Source organism: Occallatibacter savannae (assembly GCF_003131205.1).
In the GTDB taxonomy this organism is placed as follows: Bacteria; Acidobacteriota; Terriglobia; order Terriglobales; family Acidobacteriaceae; genus Telmatobacter; species Telmatobacter savannae.
This window is the reverse complement of record NZ_QFFY01000002.1, coordinates 930,265-952,588: the sequence shown is the minus strand read 5'-3', so window position 1 is coordinate 952,588 and position 22,324 is coordinate 930,265. Positions and strand designations below refer to the sequence as shown.

At 60.4% G+C, this 22,324-nt stretch carries 15 protein-coding genes; 7 read left to right on the top strand and 8 right to left on the bottom strand.

Annotated elements, in window-relative coordinates; all coding sequences use genetic code 11:
• Positions 1–178: 178 nt before the first annotated feature.
• Together DHV10_RS11560 and DHV10_RS11555 are read right to left on the bottom strand one after the other, a co-directional pair.
• Positions 179–751 carry a hypothetical protein gene (locus tag DHV10_RS11560; RefSeq protein ID WP_162601446.1) on the bottom strand — a complete coding sequence of 191 codons (573 nt, stop codon included), beginning with the start codon at positions 749–751 and terminating at the stop codon, positions 179–181.
• 152 nt (positions 752–903) lie between these two features.
• Positions 904–1,692, bottom strand: a complete 789-nt coding sequence (locus DHV10_RS11555; protein ID WP_109486462.1) for an enoyl-CoA hydratase/isomerase family protein — start codon at positions 1,690–1,692, stop codon at positions 904–906.
• Between the two features lie 76 nt (positions 1,693–1,768).
• Between DHV10_RS11555 and DHV10_RS11550 the strand changes: the two genes are divergently transcribed.
• Together DHV10_RS11550 and DHV10_RS11545 are read left to right on the top strand one after the other, a co-directional pair.
• On the top strand, positions 1,769–2,386 hold the full coding sequence (locus DHV10_RS11550) for a cysteine hydrolase family protein (RefSeq protein ID WP_109486461.1): 618 nt from the start codon (positions 1,769–1,771) through the stop codon (positions 2,384–2,386).
• A 109-nt stretch (positions 2,387–2,495) separates the two neighbouring features.
• Entirely contained in the window at positions 2,496–4,175 is a 1,680-nt protein-coding gene (locus tag DHV10_RS11545; protein WP_239461517.1) for a sensor histidine kinase, read from the top strand.
• A 53-nt stretch (positions 4,176–4,228) separates the two neighbouring features.
• On the opposite strand, the gene DHV10_RS11540 is transcribed toward DHV10_RS11545, so the two are convergent.
• From DHV10_RS11540 to DHV10_RS11525, 4 genes are all read right to left on the bottom strand, one after another.
• Positions 4,229–6,790, bottom strand: coding sequence for an ABC transporter permease (locus tag DHV10_RS11540; protein WP_109486460.1), 2,562 nt, complete (start codon positions 6,788–6,790; stop codon positions 4,229–4,231).
• Between the two features lie 627 nt (positions 6,791–7,417).
• Positions 7,418–8,254, bottom strand: coding sequence for a hypothetical protein (locus DHV10_RS11535; RefSeq protein ID WP_109486459.1), 837 nt, complete (start codon positions 8,252–8,254; stop codon positions 7,418–7,420).
• 263 nt (positions 8,255–8,517) lie between these two features.
• Positions 8,518–8,973 (bottom strand): gamma-butyrobetaine hydroxylase-like domain-containing protein, encoded by a 456-nt coding sequence (locus DHV10_RS11530; protein ID WP_109486458.1) that lies wholly within the window; start codon positions 8,971–8,973, stop codon positions 8,518–8,520.
• A gap of 128 nt (positions 8,974–9,101) precedes the next feature.
• A complete protein-coding gene (locus tag DHV10_RS11525) occupies positions 9,102–9,917 on the bottom strand; it encodes a sulfite exporter TauE/SafE family protein (RefSeq protein WP_109486457.1) in 816 nt (271 codons plus the stop codon).
• A 470-nt stretch (positions 9,918–10,387) separates the two neighbouring features.
• Here DHV10_RS11525 and DHV10_RS11520 point away from each other — a divergent pair, with 470 nt between their 5' ends.
• From DHV10_RS11520 to DHV10_RS11510, 3 genes are all read left to right on the top strand, one after another.
• Complete coding sequence (locus DHV10_RS11520; RefSeq protein WP_109486456.1) at positions 10,388–10,885, top strand: Hsp20/alpha crystallin family protein; 498 nt, start codon at positions 10,388–10,390, stop codon at positions 10,883–10,885.
• 206 nt (positions 10,886–11,091) lie between these two features.
• Positions 11,092–13,716, top strand: coding sequence for an ATP-dependent chaperone ClpB (clpB, locus tag DHV10_RS11515; protein WP_109486455.1), 2,625 nt, complete (start codon positions 11,092–11,094; stop codon positions 13,714–13,716).
• Between the two features lie 149 nt (positions 13,717–13,865).
• A complete protein-coding gene (locus DHV10_RS11510) occupies positions 13,866–16,130 on the top strand; it encodes a carbohydrate binding family 9 domain-containing protein (RefSeq protein WP_204101390.1) in 2,265 nt (754 codons plus the stop codon).
• 78 nt (positions 16,131–16,208) lie between these two features.
• On the opposite strand, the gene DHV10_RS11505 is transcribed toward DHV10_RS11510, so the two are convergent.
• Both DHV10_RS11505 and DHV10_RS11500 read right to left on the bottom strand, forming a co-directional pair.
• Positions 16,209–16,763, bottom strand: coding sequence for a glutathione peroxidase (locus DHV10_RS11505; RefSeq protein WP_420818743.1), 555 nt, complete (start codon positions 16,761–16,763; stop codon positions 16,209–16,211).
• A 148-nt stretch (positions 16,764–16,911) separates the two neighbouring features.
• Positions 16,912–17,535 (bottom strand): superoxide dismutase, encoded by a 624-nt coding sequence (locus tag DHV10_RS11500; RefSeq protein ID WP_109486453.1) that lies wholly within the window; start codon positions 17,533–17,535, stop codon positions 16,912–16,914.
• A 282-nt stretch (positions 17,536–17,817) separates the two neighbouring features.
• On the opposite strand from DHV10_RS11500, the gene DHV10_RS11495 reads away from it, so the two are divergent.
• Together DHV10_RS11495 and tkt are read left to right on the top strand one after the other, a co-directional pair.
• A complete protein-coding gene (locus tag DHV10_RS11495) occupies positions 17,818–20,265 on the top strand; it encodes a glycoside hydrolase family 15 protein (RefSeq protein ID WP_109486452.1) in 2,448 nt (815 codons plus the stop codon).
• A 45-nt stretch (positions 20,266–20,310) separates the two neighbouring features.
• Entirely contained in the window at positions 20,311–22,308 is a 1,998-nt protein-coding gene (gene tkt, locus DHV10_RS11490; protein ID WP_109486451.1) for a transketolase, read from the top strand.
• Positions 22,309–22,324: the final 16 nt, after the last annotated feature.

Here is a 22,324-nt window from a genome sequence, read left to right as displayed (position 1 = left end):
CCCACAGAATCTCGGCCGCTCGAACAACCTGCGCCGTCAGGCGCAGCGTTCGTTAGCCCCACGCTTTAGCGTGGGGAAACTTCAATCAAAAATATTCCAAGTCCCGTTAGGGACGATGGAACACCTGAATTCCACTAAGACCTGAATACTGAGGCTAAAACGCCTCGATCGTGCGCCCCTACCGTCCCGGCCACTCCTCCACAACAATCCCTAGATCATTCAACTGCTGGATCGCGCTCTCCACATTCCGCCGCATCTTCGCGCGATCCTTCGCCGCCCCACCCGGCATCTCCGCCACCGCCACCACGCGCCCGTACTTCCACGCGTTCGCCGGAACCGCCACCATCGCCTCCGCAAGATCCTGCGGCCTGATCTGGATCTCCTGCCGCCGCGCCCCTTCCGGCCGCAGCATCGTCCCTTTGCCTACATCGCTCGTGTTCGCATCCGCGTTGATGATCCGCAGCGTGATCGTCTCCGGCCCGACCGCCAGAAACGGATTCGCCCACGCCGCCGGCTCGTGCACATCCACGTACATGCTCTTCGTCGGCAGCGAAATCTTCGCCAGCTCCGCCCGCTGCTCGTCGCGCTTGGTCGCCCGCGCCTCCGCGGCAGCCCGCGCCTGCTGCTCCGCGCTCACAGCGCTCTTCGCCGCTCCTACAACCGCCTGTTCCTGCTTATGGCAGGCAACCAGCCCCGCCGCAACCAGCCCGGCTACCACCCAATACCGCACACTCACAAAAGGGGAATTCACTCTTCTAGAATACCGTCCCACCGCACGAGAACCCTGGTGCCCCATAGCCTGCCCTGAGCTTGTCGAAGGATCTCCGGTCTTTGGAGACATGGGAAACAAAAAGGCCCGACGGGTGCCCCATATCTCGCTTTTGAGATGTGGGAGAGAAGTAACTAACCTCGCCCCTTCCCCCACTCCGCCTTCCGTTTCTCTAGAAACGCCTTCGTCCCCTCCGCCTTATCCGCCGAATCGCACAACTTTCCAAACGCGGCAGCCTCCAACCGCAGCCCCTCTTCCAGCGGCAGATCCAACCCCTGATCCACCACTCGAATCACCTCCGCAACCGCCCCCGGAGCCTGCGCCGCAATCTCCTCCGCCAGCGACTCTGCCCGCGTCATCAACTCCGAGGCCGGCACCACCTCATCCACCAATCCAATCCGCAACGCCTCCCGCGCATCGATCACCGCGCCAGTCATCAACAGCTTCAGCGCCGCACCGCGCCCCACCAGCCTCGGCAGCCTCTGCGATCCCCCATACCCCGGAATCACTCCCAGCTTCACCTCCGGCTGTCCAAACTTCGCATCCTCCGCCGCCAGCCGGAACGAACACGCCATCGCCAGCTCGCATCCCCCGCCCAGCGCAAATCCGCGCACGCACGCAATCACCGGCTTCCCCAGCGTCTCAATCTTCCGGAACACCGCCTGCCCCTGCAGCGCGAACGCCTCTCCCTCTCCCCGCCCCACAGCATCCAGTTCGCGAATGTCCGCCCCCGCAGCGAATGCCCGCTCCCCCGCGCCCGCCAGCAGGACGACCCGCACCGCATCATCCGCGCCCAACTCGCCAAAGGCCGCATCCAGCTCCGCGAACATCGCCGCATTCAGCGCGTTCAAAGCCTTCGCGCGATCCATCGTGACCGTAGCGATCGCGCCCCTCTTCTCCACCCGAATCGTTTCGTAACTCATAACCACCCGAGCCTAGCACTCTCCTCCTTCTTCCATCCAAACTTACCCGCCCCGGTCGCACCGCATCACACATCCCATGCGGTCCCGCAAGCACGCGCAAACCAGCCCCTCTCCCGTCCCCGTCGCTCTGCTCATCATCGACGTCCTCACCACCTTCCACTTCCCCGACGGCGACGCCATCCTCCAGGGCGCACTCAAAATTCGCAATCCCCTCGTCAAACTCAAAGCCCGTGCGCGCCAGGCATCCATCCCCGTCCTCTACGTCAACGACAACTACGGCGACTGGCGCAGCGAAAAAGAAGTCCTCATCGGCCGCTGCCTCGAAGCCAAAGGCGCCTCCTTCGTCCGCCCGCTTCTCCCCGACAGCGAAGACTACTTTGTCCTCAAACCCATGCACTCCGCCTTCTACATGACTCCGCTGGAAGTCCTGCTCCAGCATCTTCAGGTCGAGACCCTCATCCTCACCGGCCTCACCTCGAACAGCTGCATCACCGCCACAACCCACGACGCCAACATGCGCGGATTCGATATCTACATCCCGCCCGACTGCTCCTGTGCCCGCAACCCTGAAGAACACACCCAGGCTCTGGCACAGCTCGAAGCCATGGCCGGCGCAAACCTCAAACGCTCCGCCTCGCTGAACCTGCCCAACCTCATTCGTGCAGCCCGCGCCTCCCAGCGTGGCGGCCGCTAACCGACTCCAACCGCCCCTTCTACAATCTGGAATCGAAAGAGCCCCACGCGGCTACTTTCTCCGCATCTCTTCCCAATTTCATGCGTTTTTTGCCATCCAACGTACTGAGATGGATCCGTCCCCCGAAGAGCAGATCGCACAACTGCGCCGCGAACTCGAGCTGATGCACGAGCGAGAGGCCCTGTTGGCCCGCATCGAAGCTGTTTCCCGCACCGCCATCGACCCGGTTCAGATCACCTCCAATGCCGTCGAGTTGCTCGGCCGCCACATCCGCGTCAATCGCTGCGCCTACGCCGAGGTCGACGCCGATCAGGACACCGCCTCTGTCATCGGCAACTTCGTCGATGGCCTTCCTTCCATGATCGGCACCTATAGTCTCCGCCGCTTTTCAACCTCGCTGCACGATCTCCTTGTCGCCGGCAGCCCCTTCGTCGTCGACGATGTCGAGGCCGACCCTCGCTGTGCCGACGTGCTTCAGAGTTTCCGCGAAACGAGCATCCGCGCAACCATCTCCTACCCGTTGATGAAAGACAGCCACCTCACCTCCATCCTCGCCGTCCACACCACCGAGCCCCGACACTGGACGGAGAAGGAAGTGAATCTCGTCGGCACCGTCGCCGCTCGCTGCTGGGAGTCAATCGAACGCGCCCGCGTCCGGCGCGCCCTCGAGATTGATCGCGAAGAGCTCCGCCGCAAATCTGAAGAGAGCGAACGCCAGCACGCCGAACTCAAAACCATATACGACACCGCCCCCATCGGCCTCGCCTACTTCGACCTCGACGACTACCACTACCTCCGTCTCAACCACCGCCAGGCCGCCTTCTTCGGACTCACACCCGATCAGGTCCTCGGCAGAACCCTCACCGAGATGGCGCCCATCCCTGGCCTTCGCGAACTCTTCGACCAGGTCGCCCGCGGCGAACCAGTTGTCAATTACCCGCTCGAAGGCACTCTAGTCACTGACCCCACCGAATACCGCTATTGGACCGTCAGCTACTTCCCCGTCTATGGTCCCGATGCCAAGATTCAAGGCATCACCGCGGCATCCCTCGAGATCACGCAGCAGAAGAAAGCCGAAAAGGCCCTCATCCAGGCGGATAAGCTCGCTGCCGTCGGACGCCTCGCCGCTTCCATCGCGCACGAGATCAACAATCCGCTCGAAGCCATCACAAATCTCCTCTTTCTCGCACGCTCCACCGACAATCAAGAACAGCTCCGCATTTTCCTCGACAGTGCCGATGCAGAACTACGCCGCGTCTCCGCCATCACCGCGCAGACTCTGCGCTTCCACCGCCAGTCCACCAGCCCCCAGCAGGTCGACACCGCCGCCCTCGTCAACGAGATCCTCAACGTCTACCAGGGCCGTCTGCGCAACTCACAGACCCAGCTCTCGACGCGCCTCACAGCCCAACGCACCGTCCGCTGTTTCGATGGCGAAATCCGCCAGGTGCTCGCCAACTTCATCGCCAACGCGCTCGACGCCATGAACTCCGGGCCGCGAAAACTCACCGTTCGCACGCGCGAGGCCACCCGCTGGTCAACCGGACAGCAAGGCGTAGTCTTCACCGTTGCCGATACCGGATCCGGCATCGATAAAAGCGCAACCATTCGGTTGTTCGAGCCCTTCTACACCACCAAGGGAACCATCGGAACCGGCCTCGGCCTCTGGGTCAGCAAAGAAATCATCAACCGCCACCACGGCTCCATCTTCTTCCGCTCCAGTCGATCTCCCCGCCGTCACGGCACCGTCTTCGCCTTCTTCCTCCCCTTCGACTCCGAAATCGGCTGAAACTCCGAGCTGAGGACTGACAACTGAAGACTGAAAACTGAGAACTGCTTTTCTTACTCCACCCGCAACGCCCTCACCGGATTCACCGCCGCCGCTCTCCGCGCCGGCACAACGCTCGCCACCAGTGCACACACCGCCAGAGCCGCCACCGCCCCGCCCAGCACCAGCGGATCCCAGCCCTTCACCTGGTAGAGCTTCGCCGCAATCAGCCGCGCGCACGCGATCGAAGCCGGCACACCGATCGCCAGCCCAATCACAATCTGCACGAACGCGCCCTTCAGCACCATCTCCACCACGCTCGCCCGATTCGCTCCGAGCGCAATCCGTACGCCGATCTCCGCTGTCCTCCGCTCCACGCTGTACGCCGTCACGCCGTACAGTCCCACCGCCGCCAGCACCAGCGCCAGCAATCCGAACAATCCCGTCAGCTGCGCCACCGTCCTGTCCTGATCCAGCCTGTCCGCAACCTGCTGCTCCATCGGCCGAATCGTCACCAGCGTCAGGTTCGGATCGACCTCCGAAAACGCGCGCTTCACCTGCGCCTCGAGCCCTTCCATGCCGCCCTGCACCTCCAGCACAGCAGCCTCCATGATGTGGCTGCGGTCGTCGATCATCTGCACCATCTGCTTGTCGAACGTCCCGTGCTGTGCCAGCGGCACAAAGAACAGCGGCGGCCTCCAGTGCCCGCTCGGATCCGTGTAGTTCGCCGTGTGCACCACGCCCACAATCTCGTACATCTTCGCGAATCTCGGGTCATCAATCCCGAACACCTGCCCGATCGGATCCTCACCCGGCTTGAAGTACTTCTTCACCAGAGCCTCATCCACCACCGCCACATTGCGCGTCGCCGCCGTATCCTGCTCCGTCAGCGTGCGTCCGCGCACCACCTTCTGCCCCATCGTCTCCAGATATCCAGGGCTCACGCGATCCCACGACACCATCACGCTCGAGATATCGCTCATGTTCGGCGGCTCCGATCCCGGCCGCATAAAAAGCTCTCCCCAGTTATTCGTGAATGGTGTATACAACGCCAGCGCTGCTCGCTTCACTCCTGGAATCCGCTCGAGCCGCTGCCGCAGGTTCTTGTACGTCACGTCCAGCTTCTCCCGCGAGTAGCCCGCGAACGGCGCATACATGCTGATGCTAACGCGATGATCGGTCGTGAACCCGAAGTCCTGCTGCTGCATCTTCTGCATACTGCGCGTCAGCAGTCCCGCCCCGCTCAGCAGCACAACCGAGAGCGTCGCCTGCACAATCACGAGCCCCTTTTGCCAGAAACCGCTCCGGTCCCGCGTCGTCCGGTTCGCTCCGTGCAGCGCCGTCGCCGGATTCGCCCTCGTCGAGATCCACGCCGGCGCCGTCCCGAACAGCAGCCCTGTCATCAGCGCTACTCCAAACGCAAACCCCAGCACCGGCAGCGACGGCATCGCGCTGATCGGCACATACTCCGCATGACGAAACGCCAGCGCCAGAATCACCCGCACGCCGGCAAACGCCACCACCAGTCCGGCGGCACCGCCCGCAACGGCCAGCACCAGGCTCTCCGTCATCCACTGTCTGATCAGCCTTCGCCGCGATGCACCAAGCGCCAGCCGTATCGCCGTCTGCGTGCTTCGTGCCGACCCGCGCGCCAGCAGCAGGTTCGCGATGTTCGCGCACGCAATCAGCAGCACCAGTCCGCACACCGCCAGCAGAATTTTCAGGCTCTCTTCGTAGTCCGCCTTCATCGTCGCAATTCCGGCGCCGCCCGGCGTCAGCTTCACAAACTGCTTGGGCAGCACCTCCTTCACCTGCGGCGCAAACTGCGGAAACAGCGGCCCGAAATCGTTCACAAACCAGTTGCGCAAGATCGTTGTAAACCGCGGCCCCAGCGACTCGGGATTAACGCCCGGCTTCACCCTACCGATAATCCGCAGCCACGACATCGGCTGATTCATCAGCGTATTGGCGCCCGCAATCAGCGGCTCCTGCTCGATCGGCACAAACAGTTCCGGCGGATCGCTCTCCAGTCTCTCGCCATCAAACCCGCGCGGCGCAATTCCCACAACCGTGAACGGATTCCCATTGATCAGAAACGTTGCGCCTAACACCTTGGGATCGGCGCCATACTTCTGCTGCCAGGCTTTGTGTGTCAGCATCGCCGCGGGCGGCGCTCCGCGCTTGTCGTCGGCAGGTGCCAGCGTCCGTCCCGCATGTGCTTGAATTCCGAAAGTCGCAAAGTAGTTTCCTGACACGTACTCCGCGCGCAACGGCTTCGCCAGTTGATCGGTCTCTCCACGCCGCACGCTGAACAGTTCGCGCCCCGCCTGGAACGCCGCCATCTGCTCAAACTCCGGCGCCGCATCCCGAAAACGCTGGTACACCACGTACGGAAACAGTCCCCAGCTTCCCTCCGGCCCCATGTTCACGCAACAGTCGTTCCCCTCCCCCACGCGATACAGCGTCGCCGGATCCGTCACCGGCAGCGACTTCAACATCACCGTATGAATGAGCGAAAAGATTGCCGTCGTTGCGCCGATCCCCAGCGCCAGGGTCAACATCGCTGTCAACGTAAACACCGGTGAGTGCCGCATCTGCCGCAGCGCGTACACCACATCCTGCCCGAGCTTTCGCATGAAGTTGTCCTTGCCAGTCCATACGAAGCATCGTTCGCGTCAGTTCTCAGATGTGTGACCCGCAGCACACCCCGATGTTCATCGACTTCTCCGTGAAGGCTGCCCCATCCATTCGGCGCTCTCGTCGATGCCACACCGGCAGCTGTGCCCATCCATTCGGCGCTTTTGCCGAATGGGTTGAAGCACGATCTGCACCTTCAGCACAGAGGCCAACACATTGGCACCGCCACAACCAGCCCCGGAGGGGCGAAGGACGTTAGCCCAGGAGAAGCCGCGCCAGCGGCGCACCCCTGGGAAAGACACGCAAAAGCGCTCAGAGCCCCGGAGGGGCGAAGGAACTCCACTACGTAAGCGGACCTGAACCAGCGTGCAAAAAACTTCAGCCGACTTTGCAGTCAATTATCCCTCATTCAGGCACAATGGATTCAAAGAGGAAAACACCACCGCTCGTCGACCCGTTCGTGAAGGTATTCACGCTACGATCGACGACATCTTTTTTCGGAGTACCGATGAGCAACCGCACCCAATCCGGATTGATCTTGCCCTAAATTAAGTTCGCTGAGGATTTTGACAAAAAGCAGGTACTAAATAAATTCCCAACATGGGGACGGGTCTCCCCCACAGCTCTCACCGAATGCGAAACGTATACGTCACGCCGCCCTGCACGATCGGATAGATGTGGAACGGAGCGGCGTCGCTGTTCCACGTCGACAACTGTTGTGCCAACGCATTCGCAAACCCTGGGTACGTCGCAGCCGGCTGGCAGTTCAGCCCCTGCACCGTGCAGATCTGCCCGAACAGGTTCAACGTCACCACCGGTCTGTTGATAAACGCGACACCCGCCTCGAAAGGAAAACTGAAATGCTTCTCGCTGCGCGACACCATCCTGCCGTAACCCGTCGTCAGCACGAATCCGTTGCCGCCCAGCGTCAGCCTGCCCGTTCCATGCACAGGATCTGCATTATCTGAAATCCAGTCCGTGTCATTGATCGTGAACACGGAGTTCTGCTTTGCATGCAGGTCCGCGCGCACGCGATCTCCGTTGTAAAACAGGTATCCGCCGCTGAACCGGAACGGCAGGTGAAACGGATAGCTGTCCGCCATCGCGCCCATGTTCGCAAACCCCGCGTTCACGCCGATGCTGAAATCGTTTTGCGACCAGTGGTGTGTCGTGATCGACGCTCGATTGCCGAACACGCGCACATCGAGGTGAGGCGAAACATTCGTCGAAAGCTGTCCGCCGATCCCAAGCGACGAAACCGAGAGGAACAAACTCGCCCGCGTAAATCGCTCGATGCGATAAGCCGACGGCTCCGTCTCGCTCGCGTCGCGCCGTATGCGCACACTCTGTTCACCCGCGGCGGCGCTCTGCTGAGCAAGGAGAGAGAATCCGGAATACAGGAGCGCAAACAGCAGAGATGCGCCTCGAACGGATAGGAAATTGCGAGTGTCTGGTCTGCCCACCGGGACATCCCCTGTTCGCGAATTGCTCCGACGTGCGCACCCTTAGATCTCGGAGTGTTCTAGATCAGACGCCTCGAGCCGTCACCCGGCAGCCCAGATAGTTGTAAAAAGATTGTCACGTTCCAGATGCCGAAACCGCCTCGCCCCGACGAGCAACACGCAAATGCAAAGAAGGAATGCGCTTACGAATCCGGCCAGTTACTCACTATCACTATTCACTACCGACCAGCCTTGTTCCCTTGTTCCCTCGTCCCCTGCTCTTCTCAATTCGGCGTCCCGCTACTCTCCGTCGTCTCAAACCGGCACTCCGCGCACTGGCAATGCCGCCGCAGATAATCCCAAGAGTAGATTCCGCCCGAGTGCCCATCCTGCCAGTTGAACTGGATCGCATACCGCCCGACGCCATGCGCGCTCGCCGGCTTGGCCGGAGGCGTATACATCGGCAGCAGCGCCGCAGCCTTTGCCTTCGGCTGTCCCGCCTTCCGCCCCTGCGCCTTCCGCTCGTCAATGCACGTCGCGCACGGACACGCATCCCGCAGCCACGCGAAGCTCCACACGCTCTTGTGCCCGTCCTGCCAGTCGATCTCGAGCCCCGTCCCCTCCGTGAGCTTCACGCGCACCTTGTCCGGCGTGACCGCAATCCGTGGAAGCGGCCGGTCCTCCAGGCTCTCGCGTGCTTGTTCCTCTTTGCTGACGAACCGAATTCCCTCATGACTCATAAGGACAGTTTACAGAGATCAGAGATCAGTCGTCAGCGAGGCCTCTCCCGCCAGTCGCGGCCAAATCTCACGCTTGGTTCTACCTCGACGAACACTGACCGTTGTTCTTCACTGAACCTGACCACTGATCACTGACCACTGTTTCTCCAGAAAAACCACGCCGCCATGCCCAACCCGATGCACACCACCGTCCCGCGCAGCACGCTCTGCGGAATGCGCCTCGCCAGACTCGCCGACGTATATCCGCCCACCGCGCACGTCACCATCGCCACCAGGCAATACCGCCACACCACCTGCCCATTGATCACGAATAGGAGAAACGCAATGCCGTTCGCCATCGTGGTCGACACCACCTTCAGCGCGTTGATCTCGTTGAGGTCCTGATATCCGAACAGAGACAACAGCGTAATGATCAAAAATCCCGCTCCCGCCCCGAAGTAGCCGATGTAGAAACAAACCACCGCAGTCGCAACGAAGACCGGCACCATTCGTGGCTTATGAACGCCGCCCTGCGCGTGGCTCCGCGTGAATTTCCGGTGCTCCAGCCATCGCGATACCGGCCCGCTCAGCGCGAAGATCGCCGCCGCCACCAGCAGCAGCCATGGAACCAAATGCAGAAACGTCGTCTGCGGCGTCCGCAACAGCACAATTGCCCCGCACGTGCCCCCGATCAGCCCCGCAACCGCCATCGGGATCGCCACCCGCAGATTCCGCCGGACATCGTTCCGGTACGCCGCGACCGATGTCAGTTGCCCCGGCCACAACGCTACAGTATTGGTCGCGTTCGCCTGCACAGGCAGAACCTTCATGCCCAGGATCGCGGGAAACAGCAGAAACGACCCTCCGCCGGCCACCGCGTTCAGCACACCGCCCAGGAAGGCAGCTACCGTCAGCCACGCCCAGCGCCAGCCGATGTACGAGGGAAACTCCGCCGCAAGCGTCATCTTCTCTAGATTCTATGAGCCGGCTCGCCCCGCCTCCCCGCGCCTCCCCAGCCCCACCCTTCTAAAACCTGCCCGTCCGAATCTGCCGCCCGGTTTGCAGTCAATTAACTGCGTTTCCGGCACAATAGAAGTAGTTCCAGACCACCCATCCGTCCCGCTGCCCCCCCCGGCCACCCATCCTTTCTCGGACCACTTTTTCAGCCCTCCCCTGCCATCCCGACATGGACGGCCAGCCTACCCCGGCCTGGGTAGCCCTGAGATCTGCGAAATTCCCGGTGTGCAGCCCCTTTTCCCATTTCAGAACTCCTCCCACGTAGCTCATTCTTAATGACATATATCAATTTCTATAATATGAGCGCAAAATACTCATATTTTGTGAATCACTTGTGCTATATTGTCATCAGATTGAATGAGCGGTTGGGCAAAGCCCTAACCCACAATCACCAAATCAGTTGGAGGAACACAAAATCATGGCAATCAATCGTTGGGATCCCTTTCGCGAAGTCGTAGCTCTTCAGAACCGCATGAACTCCCTGTTCCGCGAGATGAACGAGACCGACAATCCCTTGACCACTGCCAGCTTTGTGCCGGCTGTCGACATCTACGAGGACCCGAGGAAAGTCGTCCTCAAGCTCGAAGTCCCAGGCATGGAAGAGAAGGACCTCGACATCCGCGTTGAGAACAACACCCTCACCGTGAAGGGCGAACGCAAGTTCGAAAAGGACGAGAAGGAAGAGAACTTCCACCGCATCGAGCGCCGCTACGGCACCTTCTATCGCTCCTTCACGCTTCCGTCGACAGTTGACACCGAGAACGTCAACGCCAGCTATAACGCAGGCATTCTCAAGCTGGAACTCAACAAGAAGCCCGAAGCGCAGCCCAAGCAGATCAAGGTCAACTTCGGCACCCAGTCCAAGTTCGAGAACAAGAAAGAAGAGCACGAACACGAGCTGGTTGGCGCACGGTAAGAGGAGCAGCTTTCAGCCGTCAGCTCTCAGTTCGATCCTGCACACGCTGGCGGCGACGCAATTGAGCGCCGGGTGCACCCTCAAGGTGTCCCGGCGCATTTATATGTGCAACGCAAGACCCTAAATTCAAATCAGTGCAAGTAAGCTTCGCCTGGCCTAAGCTGCAAAGCTGAAGGCTGAGAGCTGAAAGCTAGGAGCTAAACAAAATGGCTATTCGTTGGGACAAACTCACAGTCAAATCGCAGGAGGCAATGCAGCAGGCGCAGGGACGCGCGGCGGAATACGGCAATCCCGAGATCCAGCCCGTCCACCTGTTGCTTGCCCTCATTGCCGATCGCGAAGGTGTTATTCCCGCGGTGCTGGAGAAAATTGGTGTCCCGACAGAACGCCTCGAGACCAGCCTGCACCAGATCGAGGAGAAGCTACCCCGCGTTCAGGGCGGATCCGCTCAGCCGGGCCCGAGCAACACCCTGACCAAAGCGCTCGACCAGGCCTTCAAAGAAGCGGCAAACTTCAAAGACGAGTACATCTCCACCGAGCATCTGCTGCTTGGCATCGCTCACCAGAAAGGCGACGCCGCACGCGACGCTCTGGTTGCGGTCGGCGCAACGCACGAAGCAATCCTTCAAGCTCTCACCGCGGTCCGCGGATCGCAGCGCGTCACCGATCAAAACCCGGAAGGCAAGTTCCAGGCGCTCGAGAAATACGCGAAAGACCTCACCGATCTCGCTCGACGCGGCAAGCTCGACCCCGTCATTGGCCGCGACGAAGAGATCCGCCGTGTCGTCCAGGTCCTGAGCCGCCGCACCAAGAACAATCCCGTGCTCATCGGCGAACCCGGCGTCGGCAAAACCGCCATCGTCGAAGGCCTCGCCCGCCGCATCGTCTACGGCGATGTGCCCGATGGCCTTCGCGACAAGCGCGTTATCTCTCTCGACCTCGGCTCCATGCTCGCCGGCGCCAAGTACCGCGGCGAGTTCGAAGACCGGCTCAAAGCTGTTCTCAAAGAAATCGAAGAGTCCAACGGCCAGATCGTGCTCTTCATCGACGAACTCCACACGCTTGTCGGCGCGGGAGCAGCGGAAGGCGCCATCGACGCCAGCAACATGCTCAAGCCGGCTCTGGCCCGCGGCGAACTCCGTGCCATCGGCGCAACCACGCTGAACGAGTACCGCAAGTACATTGAGAAGGACGCCGCGCTCGAGCGCCGCTTCCAGATCGTCTACGTCGGCGAGCCGAACGTCGAAGACACCATCGCCATTCTCCGCGGCCTCAAAGATCGCTATGAGTCGCACCACAAGGTCCGCATTAAGGACTCCGCCATCGTCGCAGCAGCCACGCTCTCGCATCGCTACATCAGTGACCGCTTCCTTCCCGACAAGGCCATCGACCTCGTCGACGAAGCAGCCGCATCGCTGGCTATCCAAATCGGCTCTGTCCCTACGGAGATCGATCAGCTCGAGCGTCAGGCGACCTCGCTCGAAATCGAACGCGCCGCGCTCAAGCGCGAAACTGACCAGAACAGCAAGCAGCGCATGCAGGAAGTCGAGCGCGAACTCGCCGCCATCAAAGAGCAATCCACCGCTCTGCGCGCCCGCTGGACCAAAGAACGCGATGCCATCACCCGCATCAGTGAGTTGAAGCAGAAGATCGAAGCCCTGCGTTTCGAAGCCGAAGAGAACACCCGCAAGGGCCAGCTCGATCGCGCCGCGCAGATTCAGTACGGCGAACTGCCCAAAGCCGATGCCGAACTGCGCGAACTCAACGCTATCCAGGACGGATCAGCTGGCAGCACGCGCATGCTCAAGGAAGAAGTCGACGAGGAAGACATCGCCAGGATCGTCAGCAAGTGGACCGGAATCCCCGTCTCCAAAATGCTCGAAGGCGAGGTCAAGAAGCTCGTCAAGATGGAAGACCGGCTGCGCGAACGCGTTGTCGGACAGGATGCCGCGCTCAGCGTAGTTGCGAACGCCATCCGCCGTTCGCGCGCCGGCCTCAGCGATCCCAAGCGTCCCATCGGCTCGTTCATCTTCCTGGGTCCCACCGGCGTGGGCAAAACCGAAACCGCCCGTGCTCTCGCCGAGTTCCTCTTCGACGACGAGCAGGCCATGGTCCGCATCGACATGAGCGAGTACATGGAGAAGCACGCCGTGGCTCGCCTCATCGGCGCACCTCCAGGATACGTAGGCTACGACGAAGGCGGTCAGCTGACCGAAGCTGTCCGTCGCCGCCCATACGCGGTGATCCTCTTCGACGAGATCGAGAAGGCGCACCCCGACGTCTTCAACGTGTTGCTGCAGATCATGGACGACGGCCGTCTCACCGACTCGAAAGGCCGCACGGTGGACTTCAAGAACACGGTGCTGATTATGACTTCAAACCTCGGCGCGGCGTTCCTTGCTACGGAGTCGCTCAAAACAGAACACGACTTCGACATGGCGCGAGAGAGCGTAATGCGTACGTTGCGCGAGCACTTCCGGCCGGAGTTCTTGAACCGCGTCGATGACATGGTCATCTTCCGTCCGCTGGGACACGCACAGCTCGAGGCCATCCTCGAACTGCGCCTCAACGAGATCCGCAAGCTGCTCGAAGATCGCGCAATCTCCATCGAGCTCACGCCTGCGGCGCAGGAACTGGTGCTCGCATCAGGATCCGACCTGGCCTACGGCGCGCGTCCGCTCAAGCGCGCACTCCAGCGCATGGTGCAGGACCCGCTCGCCATGAAGATCCTCGACGGCGAGATCCTCCACGGCGCGCACGTCCGCATCGACGCCGATCGCAACTCAAACCAGTTGCGATTCGAGCCGATGGGCCGAGAAGCCATGGCCTGAAATCCTTGTAAGCGATCAATCCAAAGGCTCCGGATGCCCTCCGGAGCCTTTTTCTTTTCCGTGACTGCCCCCTGTGATCTGTGCACGTGGCAGCCACCCGCTTCACCAGTAAACTGAGCAGATCAACCAGCAAACCTCGGAGAAGTCTAGTGGCACAGCCCTCTCACGCTCGCACATCTTGCGCCTTGCGGATCGGTTTGCGGGTTGTTGTATTCCTCTTCGGCTTCGGTCTCATTACAGTCGCCTCAGCCGAACCTGGACCGCTCAGCATCCCTCGCGTGCACCGTGCGCCCAAACTCTCCGACTTCCTCAATGGCACTCCTCGCGAAGCCGAAGCAGTCGTCACCACCTTCTGGCAATTCGATCCGCACGATGGCGAGCCCATCAGCCAGCCGACTACCGCCTATCTCTCTTACGACAGCGAGAACCTCTACGTCGGATGGATCTGCAAAGATGATCCCGCCAAGATCCACGCCCGCGTTGCTCCGCGCAAGCAGATCGACCTAGACGATCGCGTCACCATCAACATTGATACCTTCCAGGACCACAAGCACGCTTACTGGTTCGACGTGAACCCCTACGGTATCCAGTACGACGGCCGCACCACAGACGGCATCGGCGACGATCCCACATGGGAAGGCCTCTGGTACTCCGAAGGCCGCATCACCGACTTCGGCTATGTCGTCCTCGAGACCATTCCATTTCGCACTCTGCGCTTTCCAGCCGGCTCAAAGCAGGTGTGGAACATTTGCCTCGCGCGTGCAATTCAGCGCAATAGCGAGTTCTCGATGTGGCCCTTCATCTCTCACAAGAAGCTGCCCCAATTCGTAGGGCAATTCGCGCCCATGGAGATCAACGACGACATCTCTCCGGGCCGCAACATGCAGTTCATTCCCTACGCAATGTACTCGCATGACAGTTACCTCGATCCGGCGGCCGGCCCGCAGAAGGAGATCGAAAAGCAGTTGGGACTCGATGCTAAGTTTGTCATCCACGATGCGCTCACGCTCGATGCGGCGCTCAATCCCGACTTCAGTGAAATCGGAACAGACGATCCCAAGGTCCAGGTCAACCAGCGGTTCGAGGTCGTGTTCCCCGAACGCCGCCCGTTCTTCCTCGAGAACGCCTCGATCTTCGTCATGCCCGAGCAGCTCTTCTTTTCGCGCCGGATTGTCAACCCGCAGTACGGCGCGAAGCTCACCGGCTCTCTCGGCCGATGGAGCATCGGCGCACTGGCGAGCGATGATCGCGCTCCCGGACAGGTTCTCGCGCAAGGACAGGTCGGTCACGGTGACCGCGCGATCGACGGCATCTTCCGGGTCGAGCGCGAATTCGGCCACCAGTCGCACGTCGGACTCTTCCTCGGCGGCACAAAGTTCAACGACACTTCGAACAAAGTCGCCTCCCTCGACCTGCGCTATGTGACAAAGGACAACTGGACCCTCGCGGGACAAGCCACGGCCACCCAGAGCGATTCAGCCGACAGCCATTCATCAGGTCCCGGTTACTACCTCAGGCTCAGAAAAGCCGACAACCACCTCTCGTTCACGAATACCTATACCGATCGGAGCGCTGCAATGGCCTCAACCCTCGGCTATATCAACCGCACCGACATACGCAGACTGGAGAACTACACGAGCTATCTTTGGAAGCCGCCTGCCGGACACTCCATCATGTCTTACGGGCCCAACCTCGACGGCACGATCATCTACGATCACAAGGGCACGCTGCAGAACTGGTGGATCGAGCCAGGCTTCACCGTGGGACTGCCTCGCCTGACCTGGCTCTCTTTACTTTTTGAGCGATCATACGAGTTGTATAAAGCTCAGGGATTCGATGCAAACGGTGTAGCCGCCTCCCTCACGACCTCATGGTTCAAGTGGCTCGATCTGAGCACAGGCTTCGCTCATGGTGCGGAACCCAATTACTATCCCGCCGGCGGTATCACGCCCTTCCTTGGCACGGGGACGAACGCATCGGCGACCGTGACGCTTCATCCGCAGTCGCACCTTCGGCTCGACGAGATCTACTACTACACGCGCCTCGCAACCTCGACCGATTCCGTTTTGCCCGACTCCGCTCCGAGAGGCGTGATCTTCACCAACCACCTCATCCGCTCGAAGTTCAACTATCAGTTCACGCCCAGCTACTCGTTCAATGCCATCCTCGACTACAACACCTTGCTTCCGAACAACGCTCTAGTCTCGAGTACCTACTCCAAGCAGGCCGACACGACTCTTCTCTTCACCTACCTCCCGCACCCCGGCACCGCCTTCTACGCCGGCTACGCAAACACCTTTCAGAACGTAGACTTCAATGCGATCACCGCGCCAAACTTCGCACTGACAAGGCTCCCAGGTACCTCAACCGATCGCCAGATCTTCGTAAAGTTCAATTACCTCCTCCGATTCTGAAAAGCGAGGGTATACGTCACAAAACGACAAAGACCTCGGCGAACAGTGCCGAGGCCTCGCTCATCTTATCGCTCGCAGTTACTTGCCCAGCGCCGATTCCACCGCAGATTGCACCTCGGCTGAATCCGGCGTCACGGCCGGCTCAAACCGCGCGACAGGGTTTCCGTTGCGATCGAACAGGAACTTCGTGAAGTTCCACTTGATGTCTCCGCCAAACTTCGGATCCGTGTTCTTGTCCGTGAGATAGCTATACAGCGGAGTCTTGTCTTCGCCCAGAACCGACACCTTGCTCATCATCGGAAAGCTCACGTTGTACTTGCGGGAACAGAACGTCTTGATCTCCTCGTTCGTTCCGGGCTCCTGCTGCGCGAAGTTGTTCGCCGGCACGCCGACGATGACGAAACCCCGGTCCTTGTACTTCTCGTAGAGCTTCTCGAGCCCGGCATACTGCGGCGTAAAGCCGCACTTGCTGGCCAGGTTCACCAGCAAAACGACCTTGCCTTTGTAGCTCTTCAGGCTCACAGGCTGCCCATCGATCGATTTCATTGTGAAGTCATAGATGCTCTTCGCATCCGCAGCGCTGAGCACGCTCGCCGCTAGAAGGAACGCCAGAGAGAGAATGAATTTTCGCACACGATCCTCCGGGAATCGGAACTGGGAGGATCATACCGGGTCAACCCGGCAAGATTGTCAGCAGATCGTCACTGGATTTGGACCATACCAAAGAACAACGGGACCGAACTCACGTCCGATCCCGCTCCAAAGCGCTGGCCAGATAGGTCTACTTCTTGGCCTTCTCGAACCGCTTGTTGACCTCTGCCCAGTTCACCACGTTCCACCAGGCCGCCAGATAGTCAGGGCGCTTGTTCTGGTACTTCAGGTAGTACGCATGCTCCCAGACGTCATTGCCCAGAACTGGATAGAGACCCTGGCTGAGTGGAGAGTCCTGATTGGCAGTCGTGATCACCTTCAGCTTGCCGCCCTGGAACACCAGCCAGCCCCATCCGGAGCCGAACTGCTTGGCCGTGGTTTCATTGAAGGTCTTCTTGAACGCCTCAAAGTCACCGAAGTCAGCCTTGATCTGGTCGGCAATCGCGCCCGTCGGGTTACCGCCCACGCCAGACGCATTCGCAGGTCCCATGATCGTCCAGAACATGCTGTGATTCGAGTGGCCGCCGCCGTTGTTCCGGACCACAGTTCGGATATCTTCCGGCACGGCGTTCAGGTCGCTGATGAGGTCATCCACTGATTTCGCGGCCAGGTTCTGATGATTGGCCAACGCGGCATTCACGTTTGTGATGTAGGTCTGGTGGTGCTTGTCGTGATGCAGTTGCATGGTCTGCGCGTCGATAAAAGGTTCGAGCGCGGCGTAATCATAGGGAAGCGGTGCAAGTTCGTATGCCATCGGGGAAATCTCCTCATTTCGGATTGTACTGGTTGAGTTTCGGGCTTAGGCACAGACGCTGTGCGCAGCGTAAACGGCGAAATTGACGAGAGTAAAAGCGGTCCGGCTGCAACAGTTCATTCACATTCCCGGGCGATACTCTGTGTTTCGATGGATGCAGCAGCACCCCGGCAGGGTTCGAAGAGAGCGCGGAAAATGGTAACTTTGAGGTCGCGAAAGCATCAGTAGTTCAGTTGGTTGTTCCGCGGAGTGTAACTTCCCCATCGCAACCGGTGAGAACGAATGAGTGATCAGACCCTGTACCGCTGGCTTGACCAGCAGGGCGAGGCATTTGGCGCGCCAGGCCTTCAAGCGCGCTGGACCTCCAGTGTAAAAGACGCAATCGGAACAGCCTACTCGGCCTCGAGCCGTGTCTGGTTCACCTGCTCGCACGGCGTTCTCAACGAGATCTACCACCCCACTATCGACAGCGCCCAGGTGCGCGACATGGGATTTCTCGTCACCGACGGCGAGACATTCGTCCACGAAGAGAAGCGCGACCTGCTCACCACATTCGAGTACATCCACCCCGAAGCGCTAGGCGTCCGTTACACAAACACTGACCCCAACAGCCGGTACACGCTGATCAAGGAAATCATCACCGACCCGCACCACAGCGTCATCCTGCAGCGGGTCCGTCTGGAAGGGCACGACGATCTGATCCCTCGTCTGAAGGTCTATGCGCTGCTGGCACCACACCTCGACGGCGGCGGCGCGGGAAACACCGGCCGGGCCATCGACATCGCCGGCCACAAGATGCTCCTGGCCTTCAAGAATCAGTGGTCGATGGCCATGGGCGCGAGCTGCGGCTTTTCGCGTGTCAGCTGCGGATTCGTCGGTGCAAGCGATGGCTGGCGCGACCTGATGGACAAATACCGAATGGATTGGGAGTTTGGTTCAGCAACCGGCGGCAACATCGCCCTGTTTGGCGAGCTGAACCTCGGCGCCGCAGGCACGGACGGCGCGCGCGAATTCACAGTGGCCATCGGCCTCGGCGAGGGCAACCACACCGCCCTACAGAAGACGGTTAGCGCCCTCGCCATCTCCTTCGACGAACATCGAGAGCGGTTCATCGGCCAGTGGCATCGGGTCGCAAACCCTGAGTGGCTCGCCGCCAAGTCCTGCGATGGCGGCAAGCTCATGCGAGCCAGTCACAACGTCCTGCTGGCCCATGAAGACAAGACCTTCGCTGGCGCGTTTGTCGCTTCTGCCTCCATCCCTTGGGGCCAGGCGCACGGTGACGACGACCTCGGCGGCTACCACCTCGTTTGGACGCGCGACATGGTGCAGACCGCTACAGCCCTGCTCGCCTGCGGCCGAGCAGAAACGGCCCGCCGCGCCCTCGTCTACCTCGCCTGCACCCAGAAACCGGACGGCGGATTCGCCCAGAACTTCTGGGTCGACGGACGCCCTTACTGGTCCGGCGTCCAGCTCGATGAAGTCGCCTTCCCTATCATCCTGGCTTGGCGGCTCTGGAAGGCAGGCGCCGTTGGCGAGATCGACATCTTCCCGTTCGTCGAGCGCGCCGCGGCCTTCTTGATCCAGCACGCGCCTATAACGCATCAGGAGCGCTGGGAAGAGAACGCCGGCTACTCCCCTTCCACGTTGGCGGCCGTCATCGGCGGTCTGATCTGTGCGGCTGACATGGCCCGGGCGCACGATTCGATGGAGATGGCCGCATTCCTGGAGGAGTTCGCCGATTGGATCGAGCGGCACCTTGAGGACTGGACGGTCACCAACAACGGCGTGCTTCATCCCGAAATCAAGCGCCACTACATGCGCATCCGGCCACCCGAGAAGGGCGAAGCCTACGCCTGCGAGAGTTGCGGCACGGAGATCATCCACATCAACAACCGTCCTCCAGGCGAGCAGACGGAATTCGAAGCCCGCCAGATCATCGACGGCGGGTTCCTCGAGCTAGTGCGCTATGGCGTACGCCGTGCCGACGACCCGCTCATCATCGACTCGCTCAAGGTTGTGGACGCCATCCTCAAGACCGATCTACCCCAGGGCCCTGGGTGGCACCGCTACAACTACGACGGCTACGGCCAGCGCCCCGACGGCGGTCCGTTTCAGGGCTGGGGACAAGGCCGCGTATGGCCCCTGTTCACCGGAGAGCGCGCTCATTACGAACTCGCAGCAGGCAACGACCCATCTTCCTTAATCCAGACCTACGAACGTTTCGCCACCCCCGGCCAGATGATGCCCGAGCAGGTCTGGGACGAAGCCAACCGTCCGCATCAGGGGCTCGTCACGGGACAACCTGCAGGCTCTGCCGTGCCTCTGGTCTGGGCGCACGCCGAATACTTGAAACTTCTTCGTTCCGCAACAGACGGAAAGGTCTTCGATCGCATCGATTGTGTTTACGACCGCTACTGCGAGCCAAGCGGCAGGAAGAACATACGTGCAGACCTCGAGTTCTACAGCAGCCGACGGCCTATCCAGAAAATCTCCGCAGGTGAAACTCTGCGCATCCTTGACGCCACGCACTTCGAGGTCGTCTGGACGAGCGACAACTGGCAAACGATGCAATCAACTCCGAGCCGCAGTTTGGGCAACGCAGGCTACTGCGCGGATCTTTCCGCCGCACAGCACCCTGAAAGCAGTGGTCTATCATGGACTGTTCACTGGCCCGAGCAAAATCGCTGGCTCGGCCACAACGTAGACATACAGATCGAGAGCCGGAAATAGCACAGTTTCCGCTGCAATTTTTGAAAGGGATTGGAACAGCGCTTTATGGCAACTCTTGCGGATCTTTCACTCGACCAGCTTTCCATTGATACCCTCCGTCTTCTTGCTGTCGACGAGGTAGAGAAGGCCAAAAGTGGCCATCCCGGAGCGCCGCTGGGCTGCGCTCCGATCGCCTACCTGCTGTTCCACAAGATCATGAAGCACAATCCGGCCCACTTCAAATGGCCGGATCGTGATCGCTTCGTCCTTTCCAATGGACACGCGTCAGCTCTCCTGTACGCAACGCTTCATCTGTCTGGCTACAAGGTCACCCTCGATGATCTGAAGTCTTTCCGCCAGTGGCACTCCAAGACGCCCGGCCACCCGGAATCAGGCGAGACCGAAGGCGTAGAAGTCACCACCGGCCCACTCGGGCAAGGTTTCGGAATGGCTGTTGGCATGGCTATCGCGGAGAAGCACCTCGCCGCCGTGTACAACAAACCTGGCCACGAGATCGTCGACCACCACACTTACGTTCTCTGCGGCGATGGCGATCTCATGGAAGGCATCTCGCACGAAGCCGCCTCGCTTGCGGGAACGCTCGGGCTCGGCAAGCTGATCGTTCTCTACGACGACAACCTCATCTCTCTCGACGGACCCACCGAGTGGAGCTATACCGAAGACGTGCTGAAGCGCTTCGAAGCGTATCACTGGCACACGCAGCGCGTCGGCGACGGCAACGACCTGAATGCAATTGAAGCCGCCATCGAAGCTGCAAAAGCCGAAACCGGCAAGCCGTCTCTCATCGCCGTTCGCACTGTCATCGGATTCGGCAGCCCCAAGGCCGGCACAAACAAGGTTCATGGCGAAGCACTCGGCGCAGCCGATGCTGCAGCCACCAAGAAGTACTTCGGATTCCCTGAAGACCAGAGCTTCTACGTTCCCGAAGATGCGCTGAAGAACTGGCGTCAGGCCGTTGACCGCGGCCAGCAGGCAGAGAACGAGTGGAAAAAGCGATTTGACGCCTATGCGGCCCAAAATCCTGAACTCGCCGCTCAGTTCCAGCGCGCAGTTAAGAATCAGCGCAAAGCAGGATGGGAGAAGTCGCTGCCCTCATTCCCTGCCGGAAAGCCAGTCGCCACCCGTAACGCCGGCCAGACCGTCATGAACGCAATCGCGGACGTCGTCCCCGAGTTGTTCGGCGGCGCTGCCGACCTCACCGCATCCACGAAGACCATCTTCAAGAACAGCCCTCATTTCGCAGCCGATCCGGCTGGCCGCAACGTCTTTTTCGGTGTGCGTGAATTCGGCATGTGCGCTGCCGTCAATGGGATGGCCGCGCACGAGGGTCTGGTTCCATACGGCTCCACGTTCTTCACATTCTCTGACTACTGCAAGCCCGCCATTCGACTGGCGGCACTATCTCGCGCGCACTCGATCTTCGTGTTTACGCATGACTCAATCGGCCTTGGTGAAGATGGTCCGACGCATCAACCTATCGAGCAGCTCATGATGCTCCGAACTGTCCCTGATCTGACCGACTACCGGCCTGCAGACGCCAACGAGACAGCGGCGTGCTGGCGTCTCGCTCTCGAGCGCAATGGCGCCGCCTTCTTCGCTCTGAGCCGTCAGGATTTGCCCATCATTGATCCGGCAACTCATGACGTATACGGCGGCGTCAGCAAGGGAGCATACATCCTTGAGGACGCGGAAAACCCACAAGTGATCCTCATCGGCACCGGCTCGGAAGTCTGGCCCTGCGTCGAAGCTAAGAAACTCCTCGAAGTAGAGGGCATTCAGACTCGCGTCGTCAGCATGCCCAGCTGGGAGATCTACGACGAACAATCATCTGTCTACAAGCAGAGCGTTCTGCCCGATGGCGTGCCGAAGCTGGCGGTCGAAGCAGGCTCTCCGCTTGGATGGTGGAAGTACGTCGGCAAAGATGGAGGTGTGATCGGTCTTGATCGCTACGGCGCTTCCGCTCCCGGTCCCACCGTGCTCGAGAAGCTCGGATTCACAGCGCAAAATGTTGCGTCACGCGCCAAGGACCTGTTGCACAAGTAACATTAGAAAGGGTTCG

What these genes read in the sequence shown, in the direction of transcription:
- DHV10_RS11555 (WP_109486462.1), bottom strand. Translation starts at nt 1,692, where the DNA reads ATGAGTTACGAAACGATTCGGGTGGAGAAGAGGGGCGCGATCGCTACG.
- DHV10_RS11550 (WP_109486461.1), top strand. Translation starts at nt 1,769, where the DNA reads ATGCGGTCCCGCAAGCACGCGCAAACCAGCCCCTCTCCCGTCCCCGTC.
- DHV10_RS11545 (WP_239461517.1), top strand. Translation starts at nt 2,496, where the DNA reads ATGGATCCGTCCCCCGAAGAGCAGATCGCACAACTGCGCCGCGAACTC.
- DHV10_RS11540 (WP_109486460.1), bottom strand. Translation starts at nt 6,790, where the DNA reads ATGCGAAAGCTCGGGCAGGATGTGGTGTACGCGCTGCGGCAGATGCGG.
- DHV10_RS11530 (WP_109486458.1), bottom strand. Translation starts at nt 8,973, where the DNA reads ATGAGTCATGAGGGAATTCGGTTCGTCAGCAAAGAGGAACAAGCACGC.
- DHV10_RS11525 (WP_109486457.1), bottom strand. Translation starts at nt 9,917, where the DNA reads ATGACGCTTGCGGCGGAGTTTCCCTCGTACATCGGCTGGCGCTGGGCG.
- DHV10_RS11520 (WP_109486456.1), top strand. Translation starts at nt 10,388, where the DNA reads ATGGCAATCAATCGTTGGGATCCCTTTCGCGAAGTCGTAGCTCTTCAG.
- clpB (WP_109486455.1), top strand. Translation starts at nt 11,092, where the DNA reads ATGGCTATTCGTTGGGACAAACTCACAGTCAAATCGCAGGAGGCAATG.
- DHV10_RS11500 (WP_109486453.1), bottom strand. Translation starts at nt 17,535, where the DNA reads ATGGCATACGAACTTGCACCGCTTCCCTATGATTACGCCGCGCTCGAA.
- DHV10_RS11495 (WP_109486452.1), top strand. Translation starts at nt 17,818, where the DNA reads ATGAGTGATCAGACCCTGTACCGCTGGCTTGACCAGCAGGGCGAGGCA.
- tkt (WP_109486451.1), top strand. Translation starts at nt 20,311, where the DNA reads ATGGCAACTCTTGCGGATCTTTCACTCGACCAGCTTTCCATTGATACC.